26 protein-coding genes, 1 tRNA gene and 1 pseudogene are annotated in these 21474 nt (G+C 31.5%); 21 read left to right on the forward strand and 7 right to left on the reverse strand.

All coding sequences use genetic code 11. The annotated features are described in order from the left end of the window. Positions 1-108: 108 nt before the first annotated feature. Positions 109-181 (reverse strand) — tRNA-Lys (locus B4G36_RS05490). A 299-nt stretch (positions 182-480) separates the two neighbouring features. Between B4G36_RS05490 and B4G36_RS05495 the strand changes: the two genes are divergently transcribed. Then, positions 481-1086 (forward strand): hypothetical protein, encoded by a 606-nt coding sequence (locus B4G36_RS05495; RefSeq protein WP_115001390.1) that lies wholly within the window; start codon positions 481-483, stop codon positions 1084-1086. A gap of 2 nt (positions 1087-1088) precedes the next feature. Beyond that, complete coding sequence (locus B4G36_RS05500; RefSeq protein WP_291062587.1) at positions 1089-1616, forward strand: shikimate kinase; 528 nt, start codon at positions 1089-1091, stop codon at positions 1614-1616. Here B4G36_RS05500 and B4G36_RS05505 read toward each other — a convergent pair. Further along, complete coding sequence (locus B4G36_RS05505) at positions 1613-2026, reverse strand: RNA-binding S4 domain-containing protein (RefSeq protein ID WP_291062588.1); 414 nt, start codon at positions 2024-2026, stop codon at positions 1613-1615. The genes B4G36_RS05500 and B4G36_RS05505 overlap by 4 nt on opposite strands. Positions 2027-2093: 67 nt before the next feature. Here B4G36_RS05505 and B4G36_RS05510 point away from each other — a divergent pair, with 67 nt between their 5' ends. Beyond that, positions 2094-2849, forward strand: a complete 756-nt coding sequence (locus tag B4G36_RS05510; protein WP_291062590.1) for a hypothetical protein — start codon at positions 2094-2096, stop codon at positions 2847-2849. A 97-nt stretch (positions 2850-2946) separates the two neighbouring features. Then, a complete protein-coding gene (pncB, locus tag B4G36_RS05515) occupies positions 2947-4149 on the forward strand; it encodes a nicotinate phosphoribosyltransferase (protein WP_291062592.1) in 1203 nt (400 codons plus the stop codon). Between the two features lie 73 nt (positions 4150-4222). Here pncB and B4G36_RS05520 read toward each other — a convergent pair whose 3' ends face one another. Then, positions 4223-5527, reverse strand: a complete 1305-nt coding sequence (locus B4G36_RS05520) for an aminopeptidase P family protein (RefSeq protein WP_038334493.1) — start codon at positions 5525-5527, stop codon at positions 4223-4225. Between the two features lie 338 nt (positions 5528-5865). Between B4G36_RS05520 and rpsF the strand changes: the two genes are divergently transcribed. The 3 genes and pseudogenes from rpsF to rplI all read left to right on the forward strand — a co-directional run. After that, complete coding sequence (gene rpsF, locus B4G36_RS05525) at positions 5866-6213, forward strand: 30S ribosomal protein S6 (RefSeq protein ID WP_038334492.1); 348 nt, start codon at positions 5866-5868, stop codon at positions 6211-6213. Between the two features lie 8 nt (positions 6214-6221). Further along, entirely contained in the window at positions 6222-6524 is a 303-nt protein-coding gene (gene rpsR, locus B4G36_RS05530; RefSeq protein ID WP_019976570.1) for a 30S ribosomal protein S18, read from the forward strand. A gap of 21 nt (positions 6525-6545) precedes the next feature. Continuing rightward, positions 6546-7043: pseudogene (gene rplI, locus B4G36_RS05535) on the forward strand (50S ribosomal protein L9); the annotation flags it as partial. 209 nt (positions 7044-7252) lie between these two features. Here the strand turns inward: rplI and B4G36_RS05540 are convergent. After that, positions 7253-8122, reverse strand: coding sequence for a DUF5694 domain-containing protein (locus tag B4G36_RS05540; protein ID WP_291062594.1), 870 nt, complete (start codon positions 8120-8122; stop codon positions 7253-7255). A 568-nt stretch (positions 8123-8690) separates the two neighbouring features. On the opposite strand from B4G36_RS05540, the gene B4G36_RS05545 reads away from it, so the two are divergent. Genes B4G36_RS05545 through B4G36_RS05550 form a run of 3 tightly spaced genes read left to right on the forward strand, consistent with a single transcriptional unit; the run spans position 8691 to position 9992 of the window. Further along, positions 8691-9035, forward strand: coding sequence for a histidine kinase (locus B4G36_RS05545; protein ID WP_291062596.1), 345 nt, complete (start codon positions 8691-8693; stop codon positions 9033-9035). Positions 9036-9049: 14 nt separating this feature from the next. Further along, positions 9050-9325: a GHKL domain-containing protein gene (locus B4G36_RS13995; protein ID WP_409410941.1), complete on the forward strand. Its 276-nt coding sequence runs from the start codon at positions 9050-9052 to the stop codon at positions 9323-9325. After that, entirely contained in the window at positions 9312-9992 is a 681-nt protein-coding gene (locus B4G36_RS05550; protein WP_291062598.1) for a LytR/AlgR family response regulator transcription factor, read from the forward strand. Before B4G36_RS13995 ends, B4G36_RS05550 begins: the two co-directional genes overlap by 14 nt. Before the next feature lie 54 nt (positions 9993-10046). On the opposite strand, the gene aroC is transcribed toward B4G36_RS05550, so the two are convergent. Together aroC and B4G36_RS05560 are read right to left on the reverse strand one after the other, a co-directional pair. Then, positions 10047-11105: a chorismate synthase gene (gene aroC, locus B4G36_RS05555; RefSeq protein ID WP_291062600.1), complete on the reverse strand. Its 1059-nt coding sequence runs from the start codon at positions 11103-11105 to the stop codon at positions 10047-10049. 23 nt (positions 11106-11128) lie between these two features. Then, positions 11129-12202, reverse strand: a complete 1074-nt coding sequence (locus tag B4G36_RS05560) for a 3-oxoacyl-ACP synthase III family protein (RefSeq protein ID WP_286494659.1) — start codon at positions 12200-12202, stop codon at positions 11129-11131. 123 nt (positions 12203-12325) lie between these two features. Between B4G36_RS05560 and B4G36_RS05565 the strand changes: the two genes are divergently transcribed. The 10 genes from B4G36_RS05565 to B4G36_RS05610 all read left to right on the forward strand — a co-directional run bounded on the left by B4G36_RS05565 (position 12326) and on the right by B4G36_RS05610 (position 20088). Continuing rightward, positions 12326-12889, forward strand: a complete 564-nt coding sequence (locus B4G36_RS05565) for a hypothetical protein (protein WP_291062602.1) — start codon at positions 12326-12328, stop codon at positions 12887-12889. Between the two features lie 25 nt (positions 12890-12914). Continuing rightward, a complete protein-coding gene (gene ubiE / locus B4G36_RS05570) occupies positions 12915-13655 on the forward strand; it encodes a bifunctional demethylmenaquinone methyltransferase/2-methoxy-6-polyprenyl-1,4-benzoquinol methylase UbiE (protein WP_291062604.1) in 741 nt (246 codons plus the stop codon). A 26-nt stretch (positions 13656-13681) separates the two neighbouring features. Then, positions 13682-14476: a porin family protein gene (locus tag B4G36_RS05575; protein WP_291062606.1), complete on the forward strand. Its 795-nt coding sequence runs from the start codon at positions 13682-13684 to the stop codon at positions 14474-14476. 39 nt (positions 14477-14515) lie between these two features. Next, positions 14516-15655 (forward strand): acyl-CoA dehydrogenase family protein, encoded by a 1140-nt coding sequence (locus B4G36_RS05580; RefSeq protein WP_125348773.1) that lies wholly within the window; start codon positions 14516-14518, stop codon positions 15653-15655. A gap of 123 nt (positions 15656-15778) precedes the next feature. Next, positions 15779-16639 carry a fumarylacetoacetate hydrolase family protein gene (locus B4G36_RS05585; RefSeq protein ID WP_125348772.1) on the forward strand — a complete coding sequence of 287 codons (861 nt, stop codon included), beginning with the start codon at positions 15779-15781 and terminating at the stop codon, positions 16637-16639. A gap of 334 nt (positions 16640-16973) precedes the next feature. Then, positions 16974-17429: a 50S ribosomal protein L13 gene (gene rplM, locus B4G36_RS05590; protein ID WP_038334665.1), complete on the forward strand. Its 456-nt coding sequence runs from the start codon at positions 16974-16976 to the stop codon at positions 17427-17429. Positions 17430-17438: 9 nt separating this feature from the next. Continuing rightward, complete coding sequence (gene rpsI, locus B4G36_RS05595; RefSeq protein ID WP_038334481.1) at positions 17439-17825, forward strand: 30S ribosomal protein S9; 387 nt, start codon at positions 17439-17441, stop codon at positions 17823-17825. 124 nt (positions 17826-17949) lie between these two features. Then, on the forward strand, positions 17950-18696 hold the full coding sequence (rpsB, locus tag B4G36_RS05600) for a 30S ribosomal protein S2 (protein WP_291062609.1): 747 nt from the start codon (positions 17950-17952) through the stop codon (positions 18694-18696). 114 nt (positions 18697-18810) lie between these two features. Then, positions 18811-19635 (forward strand): translation elongation factor Ts, encoded by an 825-nt coding sequence (tsf, locus tag B4G36_RS05605; RefSeq protein WP_291062611.1) that lies wholly within the window; start codon positions 18811-18813, stop codon positions 19633-19635. A gap of 129 nt (positions 19636-19764) precedes the next feature. Then, the gene (locus B4G36_RS05610; RefSeq protein WP_115001418.1) at positions 19765-20088 is read left to right on the forward strand and encodes a T9SS type A sorting domain-containing protein; all 324 of its coding nucleotides are present in this window, start codon (positions 19765-19767) and stop codon (positions 20086-20088) included. Between the two features lie 70 nt (positions 20089-20158). Here the strand turns inward: B4G36_RS05610 and B4G36_RS05615 are convergent, their stop codons facing one another. Next, positions 20159-20938, reverse strand: coding sequence for a superoxide dismutase (locus tag B4G36_RS05615; RefSeq protein ID WP_291062613.1), 780 nt, complete (start codon positions 20936-20938; stop codon positions 20159-20161). 160 nt (positions 20939-21098) lie between these two features. Between B4G36_RS05615 and B4G36_RS05620 the strand changes: the two genes are divergently transcribed. After that, on the forward strand, positions 21099-21474 hold a 376-nt coding region (locus B4G36_RS05620; protein WP_291062615.1), incomplete at its 3' end, for a hypothetical protein.

Below are 21474 nucleotides of genomic sequence, written 5' to 3' on the forward strand. Positions count from 1 at the left end.
AGCTACCAGGTCTCCGTTTTTTCGGACTGCAAATATACGATTATATCTGAGTTTACAAAACGAAAGACGTTTTTATTTTTTTATATAAAAAAGAACGTTTTGACTAAGTGACCTGGCTGGGGCTCGAACCCAGGACCCCAACATTAAAAGTGTTGTGCTCTACCAACTGAGCTACCAGGTCGGTTTCTTAAATCGAGTGCAAATATAGGGCGTTTAATACTAATTTAACAAACGTTTTGTGAAGTTTTTTACAATTTATTAATTAATCATTTCGGTTTTAAGAACTTAAATTTAGATAAATTTTTAGTTTTTTTTTTGAAAGATAGAATTTCGGATAAGAAAACTGAAAAAATAAGCCATAGAAACATCATTTTATATATTTGATAAATGATTTATATACTATATTTGTCATCCAGCAAATCTAAATCTATGTGAACCGAAATTATTTTCGGAACGCTATTTAAAGATTGAAATTTTAGAATGAAGAAGAATATACTATATATTATTATTGCTTTGTTTTCGATAGTGTCGTGTAAAAAATCTGATAATCCAGAGGCAGACGTACCCGATTCTGAATATGCAAACAATTGTAATCAGGAAACAAAAGATGCACACTTGTCTAATTTTGCATTGAAAGAATTAAAGGAATTAATAAAAGATCAACCACAGATTATTCATCAAAAATTGAATGATCGTTGTTTCAAGGTTTCTAAACTTGGAAAAAATTTATACATTCAAAATTCAGATCGTTTAGATTCTTTGAAGATTAAAAACAATAATCAAGGAACGATGTTTTTGAATAAAATAACAGCAATACAGGTTTCGCAAGAGATTGTTTATAAATTAACATATTCTTTTCCTATTAAATTCTTGAATCAATATAGAGCAGAAATCAAAAAAGATGCGCCAAAATCTAAATACCATCATTCAAATTCAATCGTTACTAACGAAGATTATCAAGTAACTTATAATGTTGAACGTTATGATGCAAGACGTTTGGAGAATACGTATTCATATCAAATTGATACGTTTGATGGATATGCGAGATTAACTATTTTTTATTCAGAAGACTTACCAGTAGACTAATCATGATTATTTCTTTAGTAGGATATATGGGTAGCGGAAAATCGACTACCGGAAAAGATTTAGCCAAAGCATTGGGTTTCGAATTTATCGATCTTGATGATTTTATCGAAAATAAATATCAAACAAAAATTAGTGAGATTTTTGAAAAAGAAGGCGAATTAGGTTTTCGTAAAAAAGAACGGGAAGCCTTAAAAGAAGTTCTGACTTCAACAAACATTGTGCTTTCTTTAGGCGGTGGAACTCCTGTTTATTACGATAATATGAATGAGATTGCCAACAATTCAATTTCATTTTTCATGCGTGTACAATTACCACAATTGGTGAAACGATTGGAAAATAAAAAAGAGACTCGACCTTTAATTGCTCATCTTTCTGATGAAGAAATGATGGAATTTATTGCGAAACATTTATTTGAACGCAATCAATATTATGAAAAGGCAAAATATACAATCAGTATTTCAACCCAAAGTACATTAGAGATTTTGGACGAAATTATGAAACATCTTAAAAAGGAGAAGATTTGGAATTAATCCAAATCTTCTCCTTTTATAATGATACCTTCAGTATCTTCTCCTCCTTCTTCTAAATAATCATCCAATTCTCGACGATCTTTTTTCGTTGGTCGACCTTCACCTCTTTCACGATAATAATCTTGCGAAAGTTTACGAAGCTCTAACACTTCATATTCTTCTTTTGGCGTTGTATCCACAATATGTAAGGTTAACAATTTAGCTCCAATTCTATTATTTGGCACTTGCAATACTTTAAAAGATAAATTTATTTGATCTTTTCTCACCTCAATCGCATCACCTGGAATTATATCTCGCGAAGCTTTTGCTACATCTCCATTTACTTTTACACGATTTTTTTTAACCGCATCAGCCGCTAAAGATCTCGTTTTATAATATCTAACACTCCAAAGAAATTTATCTAATCTCATTTAAAACTGAATATTTGTTAGGTTAAACTAATATTTTTTCTAAATTCGCAATATAAATCGAAATAACATGATAAAGAAATTCTTCGTTACTTTAATTGCATGTTCTGCTGTTTTAGTAGGATGTAATAATGATGATGATAACGGTGTAAGTAAAGAAACTAAAATTCCAGTTGAAGAACGTAATGCATTAGATGATGAAGCGATTCAACAATATATGGAAGATTATTATTTCAATCCAAAAAATGGAAGACTTACAAAATTTGATACCATCAAAGGAAACGATGATGATGCCTATCCAACGTTAAAAAGTTTAGCAAAACAAGATAACTTAGGAATTTGGTATGCCGAAAATCCAAATCATAAAGGAACAGGAGAAACTATTGTTTCTAATGACAGTACATCTATTTATATCTCTTATGATATTGGAACATTTGTAGCGACTAATAGTACAGATTATAAAAGAAAATATGGTTCAGTTTCGACTGGTGGAACTACAAATTCTGGAGATGGATCAGCTATACAAGACCCTAGTTTTTATTATTTTATTCCAACGGCAACTGAAATTAAAAATGGGGTAAAAAGAGAATATTTAGAGTTAAAGAATTTTGTAGAAGGATTAAAACATTTCAAAACAACTGAACGTGCTACAACTGACTTGTATAACTTTCAAGGTGTAATTATTTTACCTTCTCGTTTAGCTTACGGAAGAAATAAAGTATATTCTTCTGGTGTAGGAATTTCTGATCAATTTAGTGCTTATAGAGATGTAAGTTACATTTTCACTATTGAGTTACCTAAAATCGAAAAAAGAACAACAAAATAATTATCTTCAAAACAAGATAATCTTACAAAAACCATCTGTATTGATGGTTTTTTTTTATCTTTAAATTTCAAAATGTATTAGAGTTTAAACCTAAAAAATGAGTATAATAAAATCTATTATCGATAACGATTTCTATAAATTCACCATGCAATTTGGCGTTACAAAATTGTATCCAGATGTAATGGCGCGCTATAAATTCATTAACCGTGGTGAACATCAATTTCCTGAAGGTTTTGCTGAAGAATTGCAAAAAGAAATCAATGCAATGGCTTCGCTTGCTTTAACCAAAGATGAAAAAGACTTTTTTACAACGAATTGTCCTTATTTAAGTCCTGCTTATTTAGATTTTTTGCAAGGTTATCGTTATGATCCAAATGAAGTAAAAATCACTCAAAACGGTACTGATGTAGAAGTTCACGTAGAAGGATATTGGTATCGTACTATTTTATGGGAAGTTCCAATCTTGTGTTTGATTAGTGAAATTTTCTATAAATTAACAAATGCGCAACGCATTTCTAACGAAGAAATCACAAAACGTACAAGCGATAAAGTCGATTTATACAATCGTCTTGGCGTTACAGTTGCGGAATTTGGTACCCGTCGTCGTCACAGTTACGAAGTTCATGATGTGGTAATGAAAGAATTAACAAACCATAAAGGAAAAAGCTTTGTTGGAACTTCGAATGTTCACTTTGCGCATAAATATGGTGTTAAACCAATTGGAACACACGCTCACGAATGGTTTATGTTTCATGGTGCACGTTACGGATTCAAAATCGCGAATTCAATCAGTTTAGATCGTTGGGTAAAAGTTTATTATGGCGATTTAGGAATTGCTTTGACTGATACTTATACGTCGGATGTTTTCTTTGGACAATTTGATAAAAAATTATCTAAATTATTTGATGGCGTTCGTCATGATTCTGGAGATCCGATTGAGTTTGGAGAAAAAACAATTGCTCATTACGAAAAAATGGGAATCAATCCTTTATTCAAAACGATTATTTTCTCGGATGGATTAAATTCAGAAAAAGTGGAAATGATTACAAAAGCTTTCAAAGGAAGAATTGGATTATCATTTGGAATTGGAACCAACTTAACAAACGACACTGATTTAAAACCTATGAATATCGTGATGAAATTGACCGAAATTTCTTCGATAGATATAAAATGGACAGGCGTTGTAAAACTTTCTGATGAAAAAAATAAACATACTGGAACGCCACGTATGATTGCTCTTGCAAAAGAAATGTTAGATTTAGATGACATTCCAAGCCACGATGCGCCAGAAAATGATTAAGAATATTCTTTAAAATAAAAAATGGAACTCAATATTGAGTTCCATTTTTGTTATCATTTAATATAATGAAAGATTATTTATTCATTAAATCTTCGATTTCTTCTGCTTCTAACGGAATATTTTGCATCAAGTTGAAAGGTTTTCCTTCTTTCTGAATTACATAATCATCTTCCAAACGAATTCCAAAACCTTCTGCAGGAATATAGAATCCTGGCTCGTTTGTGAAAACCATTCCAGCCACAAAATCATCAGTCAATAAACCATAATCATGTGTATCTAATCCCATATGATGAGACGTTCCATGCATCATGTATTTTTTGTAAGCTGGCCAAGCTGGATCTTCGTTTTGTACATCTGCTTTATCCAACAAACCTAAACCTAACAATTCAGACGTATAAACTTTCCCTAATTCTTCGTGGTATTTGTACCAATTATTTCCAGGAACTAACATCGTTTCTGCTTCTTTTTTACAACGTAAAACTGCATCATAAACTTCGCGTTGACGTTTTGTATATTTTCCATTAACCGGAATTGTACGTGACATATCTGATGAATAATTTGCATATTCTGCAGCAACATCAAACAAAATCAAATCACCATCTTTACATTCTTGATTATTTTGAATATAGTGTAACACATTCGCATTATTTCCAGACGCAATAATTGGCGTGTATGCAAAACCTTTCGAACGATTACGAAGAAATTCGTGAACAAACTCAGCTTCGATTTCGAATTCCCAAACGCCAGGTTTTACGAAATTTAAAATACGACGAAAACCTTTTTCTGTAATATCACACGCCTGTTGAATCAATTGAATTTCTTCTGGTTCTTTTACAGAACGTAAACGTTGCAAAATAGGATTTGAACGTAAATAACTATGTCCAGGATAATCTGCTTTCAATTGTTTTACAAAACGATCTTCGCGCGTTTCTACTTGTGGCGCTTCCGTTACACGATAATGTTCGTTTTTGTTCACATAAACATTATCTGCTTCTACCATCAATTTGCGCAAAACATTTGGTAAATCTTGTAACCAAAGTACAGTTTTGATTCCAGAAACTTCTGTTGCTTGAGCTTTTGATAATTTTTCTCCTTCCCAAACTGCAATATGATCGTTTGTTTCGCGAACAAATAATACTTCTTTGTATTTTGGATCGTAAGCATCAGGAAAAATTAATAAGATAGATTCTTCTTGATCTACTCCAGATAAATAAAAAATATCACGATGTTGTGCAAATGGTAACGTAGAATCTGAAGAAATTGGATAAATATCGTTAGAATTGAAAATAGCAAGAGAACGAGGTTTCATTGCTTTTACAAATTTCGCTCTGTTCTTTACGAATAATTCGCTTGGAATAGGATTGTATTTTGTTGTCATAAAATTTTACATTAAATATTATGACCAAATTTAAGAAGATGTTTTTAGAAAAAAAAGGAAAACCCTCGCAGAAACGAGGGTTTTAACCTTAACCAACCTAAACCTATGAAAAAGCCATTAGCCTTTTATGTTGACAAATGTAAGCTACTTTTTTTAAACTGCAAATTTTTTTTAAAAAAAGTCAATATTTTTTTAACGTCAATATGATAAAACGATAATATTCAACAAATAAGCTATCTATAAAAAATCAATAATTATTCATTTGCGATATTCAAATAATTATTCTTATATTTGCACCTCGAATTTTAGTATAAATAATAACTTAAAAGAAGTTAAAAATGACACATTACGAAACTGTTTTCATTTTGACTCCCGTTCTATCTGATTCTCAGGTAGAGGAAGCAGTTAATAAATTCAATGACTTTGTTACTGCTAACGGTGGTGAAATCGTAGCAAAAGAGAACTGGGGCTTAAAAAAATTAGCTTACCCAATTCAAAACAAAAGAAATGGATTCTACCACTTAGTAGAATTTAAATCAGACAATAACGAGTTAGTTTCTCAATTAGAAGTTGCTTACAAACGTGATGAGCGTGTAATCCGTTTCTTAACTGTGAAATTAGACAAACACGGTATGGACTGGGCAGAAAAACGTAGAACAAAATTAAAGTCTAACTCTAACAAATAAGCAAAGCTATGGCAATTGACGATTTAGCAAAAAAAGCAGCTGGAGGTAGCGAATCAGAAATCCGTTATTTATCTCCTTTAGATATCGAAACACAATCAAACTCAAAATATTGTCGTTTCAAAAAATTTGGAATCAAATACGTTGACTATAAAGACGCTGATTTCTTAATTCAATTCGTGAATGAGCAAGGTAAAATTTTACCTCGTCGTTACACAGGAACATCTTTAAAATACCAAAGAAAAGTTTCTAAAGCGATCAAAAGAGCTCGTCACTTAGCATTAATGCCATTTATTGGTGATCAATTAAAATAATAACCTAAATATTAAAATATCATGAACGTAATTTTAAGACAAGATGTAGAAGGTTTAGGTTTTGAATTTGAAGTTGTTTCAGTAAAACCTGGATACGCACGTAACTTCTTAATCCCTCGTGGATTAGCATCAGTTGCAACTCCAAATAACGTAAAAGCATTAAACGAAGTTTTAGAAGCTCGTAAAGCAGAAGAAGCTACATTAATCGCTGCAGCAAAAGAAAAAGCAGCTAAATTAGATGGTTTAGTTGTTAAAATCGACGCTAAAGTTGGTTCTGGAGACAAATTATTTGGATCTATCAACAATGCAGATTTAGCAGAAGCTTTAGTAAAAGCTGGTGTTGAAATCGAGAAGAAAAACATTAGAATCCCTGGAAACACTATCAAACGTTTAGGAAAATACGAAGCTAAAGTTCGTTTCCACAGAGATGTTGAAGTAGATTTCGGATTTGAAATTGTACCAGATGCTGCATCTATCAAAGCTGCTGAAGAAGCTGCTAAAACTAGAGCAGAATTAGCTAAATTAGATGCTCAAAAAGCAGCTAATGCTACTAAAGAAGAAGGTTCTTTCTTCAACTATGATAACCCAATTTACGCTAACGACAAGAAAGCGAAAAAAGAGGAAGTATCTGAAGAAGTTGTTACAGAAGAAACTCCATCTACAGAAGAATAATTATTATTCAACTATATATAAAAAAAACCTCGCAGTTTGCGAGGTTTTTTTTGTGCTTATAGTGAGTTAAATTTTACTAATTCAAATTCTGGTGAAGTTTGAAAAAACCATTTTAAAATAGGAATATGTCCAAGTCCAAAAATTACTAAAACTCTGTCATCATCTTTAATCCCAATTGATTTAATATTTTTATAAATTCTTAAATTTCTATTCATCCAAAACATAGAAAGAGCATCTGGTCCTTCAAAATTCTCTGACTCAAATTGACCTCCAGCAATATAAGCTCCAAACATTCTATCAATTACTTTATCTGTATTTATATATTTAAATGATTCTAAAAGAGTATTTTCGGTAGTTAATTTTGTTTGATATTCATAAAAAGTCGTGTATTTTTTTGACATTTCATCATGTCCTCCAAAATAATGTCTTTCTAAAATCGAATAGATATAATCTTTTGGAGCTAGAGAATCTCTCTTTTCTATTAATTCTAAAATCAAAGGATAAGCATCAACACCATAAATCGTGTCTAATTTAAATTTATCAGCCAATCTCATTCCAAGCTGACTCCTTTCATTTGCATAAAGCTCTTGCTCACCTTTTTTAAATTTTTTATAATTATTAATCAAATACCCTGTATTTCTTCCAGATTCTACAACAATTTTAGTTGGTTTAAATTTTGATATATAATTAATTAACTCTGATAATTCTTTCTGTCTTTTTTCTGAATAGATATTTATTTTATCTTTATCCTCTACTTTGTGTGCATCCAATCCAGGATAATTAAAATGCCAACTGCCAACTAACATTACTTTTGGAATTTTTTTTCTATTTTGTAAAATTAAATCAGGATCTTTAAAATTTTCTTGAGCAAATAGATTTCCAATTCCTATAAATAATAATAGGTATACAATTAAAATTTTCTTCATAACATTAAATTTTATTACACAAATCTCAAGTATTACAGAAAAACTATTTTTAATTTATCGACCAATCCACTTCATTAATCGACGAATCGTAAACCGTTTATGTAGAAAAGAATCTAATTTTACAAAAAACAAAAACAATGGAGAGTGATAAAAAAAATTTAAGTTTCTCGAAACAAAAAAGTGTACTTATACTTTTGGGGTTCTGGCTTATTTACATTCTGTTTGATTATATAACAATTGGCTTAGTTAATCTAACTAACGGAAATTCATTTTTTGAATCAATTAACTTATTTGCATCAATAATGTATATTGTTCAGTTAATTACAATTTTTATTATCTATTTTTTTATTGCTCCTTATTTTCTAAAAAATATCAATTGGAAATCGATATTATTCTCTATAAAATGTTCCTTTACAACATTTATTATTGTTCGTTATTTTATTGAGCAAATTATTACAGATTTTTTGTTTCACAAAGTCAATTATTTTGAAGGAATAACGATTAGTTTTTACATTTACGACAATTTACATTATGGTTCTTTTATCGTTTTTTCGTCACTTTTTTATGGATGACATTTCATTCAATCCATACACTAAAACAAAATAACATTATCGAGAAAGAGAAAAAAGAAGCTGAAATCAATTTTCTGAAATCTCAAATAAATCCTCATTTTTTGTTTAATACACTCAATAATATTTATAGTTTGGTGAGTGTAAATTCTCCTCATTCGTTAAAAGCAATCGAAAATTTGAGTGCAATTATGCGTTTTACAACCTACGAAACCAATAAAGATAAAATAGAAATTGAACGAGAAATTGATTACATCAATCAATATTTAGATTTGGAGCAGATTCGTTATGGAGAAAAATTTTATGTCGAAAAAGAATTTTTGATTGAGAATTCTAAAAATTAATTCATCCATATATTATTTCGCCTTTAATCGAAAATGCAATAAAACATGGTGTTGTAAAAGACATTAATCATCCAATTAAAATCAATTTAAAAACTAATTCTGAATACCTTGAGATTTCCGTTTCAAATAAAATTAATCAACATCAAAAAGATGAAACTTCAGGAATTGGATTAACGAATTTGAAAAAAAGATTGAATTATTATTTCGGAAATAATTATACTTTCGAGATTAAAAACGATTATGAAACCTTTCATATTTACTTAAAAATTCCATTAAATGACGAAAATTAAGTATATTATTTTAGACGATGAACCTTTGGCTGTTGAATTATTAAAAAAACACGCTTCTGAAAATGAAAATTTAATTGTTTCACTTGCTACAACCGAAGTTTTTGAGGCAATTGATTTTCTCAAAAATAATAAAGTTGATCTTATTTTCACAGATATTCAAATGCCTGAATTAACAGGAATTCAATTCATGAAAATCCTTGATCATTCTCAGAAATTTATCGTTACAACTTCTTATCAAGATTATGCTTTAGAAAGTTTTAATTTTCATGTGTTTGATTATTTATTGAAACCTATTACGAAAGATCGTTTTGATTCCTCAGTAAAAAAGTATGTTGATTTTTTTCAAACGACATCAACTAAAAATCTATCGACTTATTTGTTTGTAAAAGCAGATGGAAAGCAAGTAAAAATTAATTTTTCGGACTTAATTTACATTGAAGGTTTGAAAGATTATATTCGAATTCATACCAAAACTGAAAAAATATTAGTCTTAGAAACTATGAAATCTTTCGAAGAAAAATTACCAAATCATTTCAAAAGAATTCATCGTTCGTATATCATCAATCTTGATTTTTTAACTTCAATAGATGGTAATTCTGTTTATCTCAATCAGAAAATTTTACCAATTGGAGAAACATACAGAAAAGAAATGAAGGATTTTGGTTAAAAGCGTTAAGCAAAACAAAAAACTCCAACTTTTACAGTTGGAGTTTTTTGTTATTTATATATTTCTTGTTCGTTGTATCAGCAACATATCAGCCAAAACCATCGCAACTAAACTTTCTACAATAGGAACGGCTCTTGGAACAACACAAGGATCATGACGACCTTTTCCATGCATTTCGACCATTTCGCCATCAGCATTCAACGTCGTTTGTTCTTGCATTAATGTCGCAACTGGCTTGAAAGCAACTTTGAAATAAATATCCATCCCATTTGAAACTCCACCTTGTATTCCTCCAGAAAAATTGGTTTTTGTTGTTCCATCTTGGTTGAATTGATCATTCATTTCTGAACCTTTCATTGATGTTGAATCAAAACCTTCGCCGTATTCAAAACCTTTCACCGCGTTTATCGACATCATTGCTTGCCCTAAACGAGCATGCAATTTATCAAAAATTGGTTCACCTAAACCTACTGGCACATTTTGAATAACGCAGGTAACTTCACCACCAATTGTATCACCTTCTTTGCGAATTTCTTTGATACGATTAATCATTTTTTCTGCCATTTCTAGATCTGGACAACGAACTGCCGTTTCTTCAATTTTAGAAAAATCTAATGTAGAATAATCATTATCCAACTTCAACTCACCTACTCCGCTTACATAAGCTGTAATATTGATATTTGGAATCACATGTTTTGCAACAGCACCACCAACAACCCAATTAGCAGTTTCGCGCGCAGAAGTTCTTCCTCCACCTCTATGATCGCGAACACCATATTTGGTTTCGTATGTAAAATCGGCATGAGAAGGACGAAAAACGCCTTTTATATGATCGTAATCGTGAGATTTTTGATTATCATTCGGAATAATAAACCCGATAGAAGCACCTGTTGTTTTTCCTTCAAAAATACCTGAAAGAAATTGTACCGTATCTGGTTCTTTTCGTTGTGTCACAATTGCAGATTGCCCTGGTTTACGACGATCTAATTGCGCTTGTATCCAATCGAAATCTAATTCGATTCCACTTGGAACGCCATCAATTACACCTCCAATCGCTACACCATGACTTTCACCAAAAGTCGAAATTTTAAATAGTCTTCCGAATGTATTCACAATAGTATATGTGTTTTTTATTTTTATTTTTCGAATTGATAAATCACTGCATTAACATTCATTGTAGCTCCAACAGAAGCTAAAATAATTATATCATTTGCGTGAAATTGATGAGGAGCTAATTCTCCTTTTTTTATTAAATCAAACATTGTAGGAACCGTTGCTACAGATGTATTTCCTAAGAATTGAACCGTCATTGGATCAATTTTTTCTGGTACAGCTACACCATATAATTTGTATAAACGCTCTATCATCGCATGATCCATTTTTGCATTTGCTTGGTGCAATAAAATTTTATCAATATCGGTAATTGATAAATTTGTTTCATCTAACAATTCTTTAATTGCTGGTGGAACATTTTTTAATACGAATTCGTAAACTTTACGACCTTTCATATTAATTGTTTTGATTGAACCTTTATAATCTGGATTTGCAGAACGTCCATTTGTCAAGTAAGCCAATTCATCACCTGTATAACTTAACGTTTCGTGATTGATGATTCCATATTTATAATCAGCTTCTTTCGCTTCCAAAACAACTGCTCCTGCTCCATCTGCAAAAATCATCGCAGAACGATCATGCGGATCTACAGCACGAGATAACGTATCAGAACCGATTACCAAAACTTTCTTTGCAATATTTGCTTGAATAAATTGATGTCCTAAAATCAATGATTCTATCCAACCTGGACAACCAAATGTCATATCATAAGGTTTACATTTTAGGTTTTTGATTCCTAAATTGTGTTTTACTTTTGCCGAAATTGACGGCATAATATCAATTTGATGACCAACAGGATCAATATCTCCAAAATTGTGCCCAACGATTATATAATCTAATTCTTCTGGATTAACGCCAGATTCTTCAATTGCTTTTTTAGCAGCAAAAGTTGCGATATCAGAATTTAATAAATCATCTTCTACATATCTTCTTTCTCTGATTTCTGTAATTTCCTCAAATTTACGCGTAATTTCTTCACCAGTTTTATCCAAACGATTTCCACTTTCGTCATAAAATTCGTGGTTAACAAAATCTTCGTTCGTAACAATTCTATTTGGTAAATAGTGTCCAGAACCTGTAATTACAGAGTTTATCATATTAATATTGTTCAATTTTAATAAAAAAATAATAGCGACAAAGTTACACATTTCATTAAAATAGTCATGAAAAATATGTAATAACTCATGCCGAAATTAATAAAGTATAATTAATTTAGCAGCATGAAAAAAAATCCTTCATTAATTGGTCTTTTAATCGTCTGTGGATTAGCTGCTTTGATCGTTGTTGTTTATAACACTTTTTTGAGCAAAAAAGATGGGTATGTGATTGACAATCCATCAAACAAAACCTTGACAATCAAAATTAACGATAAAGATTTTACAATTGCACCGCAACAAAATGCAAGAGTAGACCTGAAAAAAGGAAAAGCACATATCGTTTATAGTTTTAATAACAAAAATGTAGATACAGTTGTAGATATTACAAGAGCAAATGGTTTTATAAACCCTACTCATCAAGAATATTATACATTTACACGACCTTATGGTGTTAGAAAAAACAAAGATTCTATCTTTTTATCAAACAATATTGCAATAGATAACAAGGTTTATCACGGAATTATCGAAAAATCTTCTCAATTATACATCGAAAACTTTTACTACAACATCGATCAGGATTATCCTAAGATGTTTATCAAAAGTGCAGGTAGCGAAAAAGCAACTGATTTATCGAAAATATTTAACAAAGAAGATTTTAAACAATTTTATTTCGAGAATTACGAATAAGATTTAGATTTTATAACTTTACAAAATGGCAAATCATCAACACGATGCAGTAACTCCTTACGAAGCATCAGATCTAAATAAAAAGAAACAAGTCGAGCAAATGTTCGATAATATTTCGCCAAAATACGATTTATTAAACCGTGTTTTATCAATGGGAATCGACATTCAATGGCGAAAAGATGTCATCAAAATGGTAAAAGCTTCTCAACCAAAAACGATTTTAGATATCGCGACTGGAACAGGAGATTTAGCGATTATGATGGGTAAAAATACCGGTGCAAAAATTACTGGATTAGACTTATCTAACGGAATGTTGGAAGTTGGTCGCAAAAAAGTAAAAGAAGCAGGTTTGGAAGAACGTATCGACATGGTACAAGGAGATTCTGAAAATTTACCTTTTCCTGATAACACTTTTGACTGTGTAACCGTTTCTTTTGGTGTTCGTAATTTTGAAAACTTAGAAAAAGGTTTAGCAGAAATTAATCGTGTTTTAAGACCTGGAGGAACTTTTGTTATTTTAGAATTTTCTTATCCTACAGCTTTTCCAATGAAACAGTTGTATACTTTTTATTCTAAAAATATTTTACCTGCAATTGGTAAAATGGTTTCGAAAGATCAAAGTGCTTATACCTATTTACCAGATTCAGTTCGTGCTTTTCCATATGGAGAAGAAATGAAAAACATTCTGAAAAGTGTAAAATTCACACAACCTATTGATAAAAAACTTACATTTGGTATTGCAAGCATTTATAAAAGTATAAAATAAAATTGCTTGTTATTCGTTGAAAGTCTATGAGAAAAAATCTAATCATCGCATTATCGTTAACTGCTGCAAGTATTGCAAATGCGCAGTTTCGCCCAAACAATGACAGAAGTGAAAACCGAACTGAAACTGATCAAAAAAAATTTAGTTTCGGATATTTTTTGGGTACAAATATGATGAATTACAAGATTGTTCCAAAAGCGCAAAAGAATCCTTTACCAGGAACTCCTGATAGTTCAGAAGATGACGGAGTAAATGAACACGGCTTAGTGTATTTGGACCAAGAAAGTAAAGCAGGTTTTTCTGTTGGATTAATCGCAAAAATGCGTATAAATGATTACATAGACGTAAAATCTGAACCTGGGTTGCATTTTGCCCAAAGAACATTGTATTTTACAAATTATATTTTATCTGATCCTATTAATGGCTTCTACGACCCAGAAGATACAAACATAAAACGTGAAGTTAAATCTACTTATGTCGAAATACCTTTATTACTTAATTTTCATGGAGATCGTTGGTACAACACACGTCCTTATATACAAGGAGGTTTGGGATATTTAATGAATCTGCAATCCAACGAAAAGAAAGAAGATGATAATGCAACTGGAGTATTCAGAACAACAACGAATAACTTTAACTGGCAAGCAGAAATTGGAGTTGAAATCTATTTCAAACGTTTTAAACTTACACCAGCTCTAAAAGGTATGTTCTTCTTTAACAATGAAATTGTTCCAGACAAACCTGATACGAAACCTTATTGGACAGGAAGTTTAAACTCAATCTCAACAAGAGCCTTCGTTTTTTCTCTAAAATTTGAATAAAAAATTATAAATAATAAAAACCATAAATAATATAATCACATGAATTTTCAATTATCGGAAGAACAATTAATGATTCAAGAAGCTGCTCGTGATTTCGCTAAAGCCGAATTATTACCAGGAGTTATCGAACGCGACGAAACATCTACTTTCCCAACTGATGCAGTAAAAAAAATGGGAGAACTTGGATTCTTAGGTATGATGGTTGATCCAAAATACGGAGGATCTGGTTTAGATAGCGTTTCTTATGTCATTGCAATGGAAGAAATCGCTAAAGTTGATGCTTCTGCTGCTGTTGTCATGTCAGTTAACAACTCTTTGGTTTGTGCTGGTATGGAAAAATATTGTAACGAAGATCAAAAACAAAAATATCTAGTACCATTAGCTTCTGGTCAAGTAATCGGAGCTTTTTGTTTATCTGAGCCAGATGCTGGTTCTGATGCTACTTCTCAAAAAACTACTGCGGTAGATATGGGAGATCACTATTTATTAAATGGTACAAAAAACTGGATTACAAATGGTGGAACAGCTTCTACTTATTTAGTAATCGCTCAAACTGATCCAGAAAAAGGTCACAAAGGAATTAATGCTTTCATCGTAGAAAAAGGATGGTCAGGTTTCGAAATTGGACCAAAAGAGCAAAAAATGGGAATCCGTGGTTCTGACACACATTCATTATTCTTTAATGATGTAAAAGTGCCAAAAGAAAACCGTATCGGTGAAGATGGATTTGGATTTGCTTTCGCAATGAATGTCTTAAACGGAGGACGTATCGGTATTGCTTCTCAAGCATTAGGTATTGCTCAAGGTGCTTATGAATTAGCATTAGATTATGCAAAAATTCGTAAAGCATTCAAAACTGAAATCATCAATCATCAAGCTGTTGCATTCAAATTAGCAGATATGGCAACTAATATTACAGCTGCTCGTATGTTATGTTTCAAAGCTGCTGTTGAGAAAGATGAAGGAAAAGACATTTCTATTTCTGGTGCAATGGCAAAACTATTTGCTTCTAAAACAGCGAACGAAGTTGCTTCGGAAGCCGTTCAAATTCATGGAGGAAATGGTTATGTTCGCGAGTATCATGTAGAGCGTATGATGCGTGATGCAAAAATTACTCAGATTTACGAAGGAACATCAGAAATTCAAAAAATTGTAATTTCGAGAGGAATTGCTAAATAATTTTAGATAAATATAATTATTTTTTATCTCTATGAGACATCTGTAAATGACAGATGTCTTTTTTTATTTATTTAATCAAAAAACAATACGTCGTATATTTGTGGCGGAAAAAATATAAAGAAGATGAAAATTTTTAGATTCGGACCAAAAGGTCAGGAGAAATCAGGTGTAATCATCGATGAGAAAAAATTCGATGTTTCAGCATCAGGAATTATTTATGATGATGATTTTTTTGGAAATACAGAAAAACAAGAAACTTTACAAAAATATATCGAGCTTAACATTAACAGCTTGCCATTAGTTGAAGATGATGTACGTATTGGTACACCTTTAACTCGCCCAGGAAAAATTGTTTGTGTAGGTCTTAACTTTGATGATCACGTAAAAGAAACAGGTTTACAACAACAAGCAGAACCGATTATGTTTATCAAGGCGAATCAATCGTTTAACGGACCAGAAGACGGAATTATGCAACCAAATGGTTCAACAAAAATGGACTGGGAAACAGAACTGTGTATTATTATTGGTGAAAAAGCAAATAATGTAACGGAAGAAGAGGCAATGAATCACGTATATGGTTATGCCTTAATTAATGATATTTCTGAGCGTGCTTTCCAAACAGAACGTGGAGGAACTTGGGACAAAGGAAAAGGATGTGATACATTTGCACCTGTTGGACCTTTTATTGCAACAAAAGACGAAATCGAGGATGTAAATAATTTACGTGTTTGGTTAAAATTAAACGGAGAATTAATGCAAGATGGTAATACAAGTGATTTTATTTACCGCATTCCTAAATTAATTTCTTACCTATCTCAATTTATGTCTTTCTTACCTGGAGATATTATTTCTACAGGTTCTCCAGCAGGATCAGGAATGGGAAAAACACCTCAAGTTTGGCTAAAACCAGGAGATGTTATCGAATATGGAATTGAAGGTTTAGGTTCTACAACTCAAACTATTTTACCTTTCTCAAGAGGTTAAAATAAGATATCTTACAATAAAAAAAACCGTGCAATTTAAATTTTGAATTGCACGGTTTTTAAATTTTGTTTAGCGTCATACTTAATTGATTAAACAATAAAACGAATTCTTTTTCATACAATCAATCGATTAAATAGAACGTCTAATTCGAAAAAAATATTGGATATTCAATTAATTAACGTAATTTTGCAAACGTTTTGACAACCATCTAAATGGTACAAATCCATCAAAATGACGAATAATTCCTAAAATCTTTTGGGAAAACAGAATCATTTTGTACATTTGCACCCCGATCGGATTGTCGGTAATTTATAAAATATTAAAAATCAAGATAGTGGACACGTTAAGTTACAAAACTTCATCAGCCAACAAAGAAACTGCTCAGAAAGAATGGGTAGTTGTGGACGCTTCTGACTTATCATTAGGTCGTTTAGCGTCAGGTGTTGCGAAGCTTATCAGAGGTAAGCACAAAACAAACTTCACTCCTCATGCAGATTGTGGAGATTATGTAATTGTTTTAAACGCTGACAAAATTCAATTAACAGGTAACAAATGGGATGACAAATTATACATCCGTCACACAGGTTACCCAGGTGGACAAAGATCATTAACTGCGAAAGAAGTTTTTGCAAAAGATCCTGTACGCTTAATCGAAAAGTCAGTAAAAGGAATGTTACCTAAAAATAAATTAGGTAGTAAATTATTGACTAATTTACATGTATTTGTTGGTACTGAGCACAATCACGAAGCTCAACAACCAAAACAAATCGATATTAACGAATATTTATAATCTAATTCCATGGCAATAGTTCATAAAATCGGACGTAGAAAAACATCTGTTGCTCGTGTATACTTACAAGAAGGTAATGGAGAAATCTTCATTAACGGGCGCGAGTTAGCAATCTACTTCCCTACAGCAGTATTACAATACAAAGTAGAACAACCATTTTTAATCACTGGTACAAAAGAGAAATACAATGTAGATATCAAAGTATTTGGTGGTGGAATCACTGGTCAAGCTGAAGCAATTCGTTTAGCTATTTCTAGAGCTTTATGTGAAGTTGACGCAGATTTTCGTTTACAATTAAAACCAGAAGGGTTATTAACACGTGACCCACGTATGGTTGAACGTAAAAAATTCGGTCAAAAGAAAGCGCGTAAGAAATTCCAATTCTCTAAACGTTAATTTATTCAATTCATTAAAAAATCCATTTTCCGTTGGTTTAGCATCTAAACAAATAAGGCTAGAATTCTTCGACCACTTGTTTGTTGCTTGTTGAGATAACGGAACGTAAACTAAAAAAAAGAAAATGGCAAAAGTAAATGTAAAGGACTTATTAGGTGCTGGTGTGCACTTTGGTCACTTAACAAGAAAATGGAATCCGGCTATGGCTCCTTATATTTTTATGGAGAAAAACGGAATCCACATCATCGATCTTCACAAAACTGCAGTGAAATTAGATGAAGCATCTGAAGCTTTAGGAAAAATTGCTGCATCTGGACGTAAAGTTCTTTTTGTTGCAACTAAAAAACAAGCAAAAGATGTTGTAGCTAAGCATGCTGAAGAAATCAACATGCCTTATATTACAGAACGTTGGCCTGGTGGGATGTTAACTAACTTTGTTACTATCCGTAAAGCAGTTAAAAAAATGAATTCAATCGATCGTATGAAAAAAGACGGTACGTTTGAAACACTATCTAAAAAAGAAAGATTACAAGTTGATCGTCAAAGAGCATCTTTAGAGAAAAACTTAGGTTCTATCGCTGATATGACACGTTTACCATCTGCAGTATTTGTTGTAGATATCGTACGTGAGCACATAGCTGTAGCAGAAGCTCAAAAATTGGGTATTCCAATCTTTGCAATGGTTGATACAAATACTGACCCTCGTCAAGTAGATTTCCCAATCCCTGCAAATGATGATGCTTCTAAATCTATCGATATCATCTTATCTACAGTAGCTGATTCTATCAAAGCTGGTTTATCTACACGTAAAGCAGAAAAAGAAAAAGCAAAAGAAGGTAAAGAAGAAGGAGCTGAAACAAAAGAAGCTTAACATTAACTTGATGATCAATTCATCGATATAATATACCTTGTAGCTCCTACACCACTTTGTGGTGTACGAGCTACTTTTATTTAAAATATTAAGAAACAAAATAAAAATATTACTATGAGCTACAAAGCAACAGCCGCTGAGGTAAGTAAATTAAGAAACGCAACTGGTGCGGGAATGATGGACTCTAAAAAAGCTTTAGAAGAAGCTGGTGGAGATTTTGATAAAGCTGTAGAAGTTTTACGTAAACAAGGACAAAAAGTAGCTGCTAAAAGAGCTGACCGTGATTCTACAGAAGGTGCAGTTATCGCTAAAGTTAACGCTGACCAAACTAAAGGTATCGTTATCGCTTTGAACTGTGAGACTGACTTCGTTGCTAAAAATGAAGCTTTCGTTGCTATGGCTAACGAAATCGCTGATTTAGCTTTAACAGTTAAATCTAAAGAAGAATTATTAGCTTTACCATTCGCAGGAATTACAGTTGGTGAAAAATTAACTGAGCAAACAGGTGTTATTGGAGAAAAAATCGAAATTGGTACTTTCCAAGCTATCGAAGGTGCTATCGTTAATTCTTACATCCACGCTGGTAACAAAATTGGTGCTGTAGTTTCTTTATCTGCTAACGTAGAAGGTGCTTCTGAAGTAGCTCGTGACGTTGCTATGCAAGTTGCTGCTATGAACCCAGTAGCATTAGATGAAACTTCTGTTGCTCAATCTGTAATTGACACTGAATTATCTATCGCTAGAGAAACTTTAGTTGCAGAAGGTAAACCAGAAAACATGATTGAAAACATCGCTCAAGGTAAATTACAAAAATTCTTCAAAGAGAATACATTAGTTCACCAAGCGTCAATCAAAGACGGAAAAACTTCTGTTCAAGATGTCGTTAAAGCTGTTAACACTGACTTGAAAGTAACTGGATTTATCCGTTACAGCTTATAATAAGTTTATAATTTTTATTATATATCTTAAAGTGATGCTAAAATTTAGCATCACTTTTTTGTTTGGTATATATTTTGAAATGTTTGTTTTATAATTATTTATTTTTATATTTGTTAGGATTACAAGCATATGAAACACTTTATACTATTTATAACTATATTTTTATTCACCATAACATCTGCATCAGCTCAGTCGAGATTTGATCAGGACAAAGGCTCTGTTAGCATTTATCCAAATCCTGCGAGTTCTACGTTTACAATAAAATTTGATAATCCATCGAAAGCAAGTTCGGTGTCTATATACTCGATTATTGGAAATGAAGTGATGAATAAAAAATTAGATGGAAGCCAAAAAGCAAACTTTAATGTACAAAGTTTGAAAAAAGGAAAATACATTGTTCGCGTTTTTAATGAAGATGGAACAACAGAAACACAATCGTTGATTAAGAATTAAAATTATTCATATAAAACAAAAAAGCTTCTCAAAAATTTGAGAAGCTTTTTTTATGTCGTTACTCGAAAGTCTATTTCGCTTTCTTGTAATTATCTTCAACTTGTTTCCAATCCAAAACATTGTTAAACGCTTTCAAATAATCATCGCGTTTGTTTTGGTATTTTAAATAGTAAGCATGTTCCCAAACATCAATTCCTAAAATTGGCGTTCCTGAAACCTCTGCTCCTGGCATCAATGGATTATCTTGATTTGCTGTACTTGTAACTGCCAAACTTCCGTCTTCTTTCACAACTAACCAAGCCCAACCAGAACCAAAACGTTTAGAACCTGCTTCGTCCAATTGTTTCATCAATTCTTCTGTAGAACCAAATGTTGCATCAATCTTCGCTTTAAGATCTCCTGTAGGCGCTTTCTGTGGCGTTGGAGACATAATATCGAAATATAGCATGTGATTGTAATATCCACCAGCATTGTTGCGCAAAGCAGCATTATTCATATCCATTTTTTTCAAAATATCTACAATATCATTCGATTTGATATTTGCTTCTTTTAGCGCTGTATTCAATTTGTTGATGTATCCTAAATAATGCTTAGAGAAATGAACTTCCATTGTTTTTGCATCAATGTATTCGTTCAATTCATCGTAACCATATTTCAAAGGTTTAATTTGGAAAGTTCCTGGGTCAGCTTTAACATCTGTAGGATTTCCAACAGGCTCTGCAGCAACTTGCACTGTATCTTGTTTTACAACTTCTTTAGTTGTTGAGTCAGCATTTTCTTTCTTCGTTTCGCATGACTGAACAAAGAAAAGAACACCCAAAACTGACATCAAAAATATACCCTTTTTCATCTTATTCTTTTATGTAGTTTACTTATGATATTAATATTTCTACTAAAATATACTAAAACTATCGAATATAAAATTGATTTCTTTTAATTTTCTGTTAAAGTCATCTAATTTTAAAAAATTACTTATCTCATATTTTTTATTAATTTTATAAAAACCAAAGATGAAATATTACTTAACTTATATTCTATTATTAATTTGTTCAATATCTTTTTCTCAAAATATAGATGATAAGAGAGATTTGCTAATTAACAATCTTTGTAATATCCTTACAAAAAATAAAAATCTTAATGATTTAGAAAGAGTTGATTTAATTAATCAAGATGTTAGTTTAGTTGAATATTTTAAAGATTTTTCAAAAGAAGAAATTCAAGCTGAAGAAGAAGCTATTTTTTATAGATTTCAAAAAAATTGTAAAGAATACACTGATATAGTAAGAAAATTCTCTGAAAAAAATAATGAAAACTGGATTAATTTAGAAAATTTGCCTAAATCAACAATCAATGAAAAAGAGTATAAATTAACCCGTTGTGCATTTT

This window comes from Empedobacter sp. UBA3239 (genome assembly GCF_002362875.1).
GTDB classification, from domain to species: Bacteria; Bacteroidota; Bacteroidia; order Flavobacteriales; family Weeksellaceae; genus Empedobacter; species Empedobacter falsenii_B.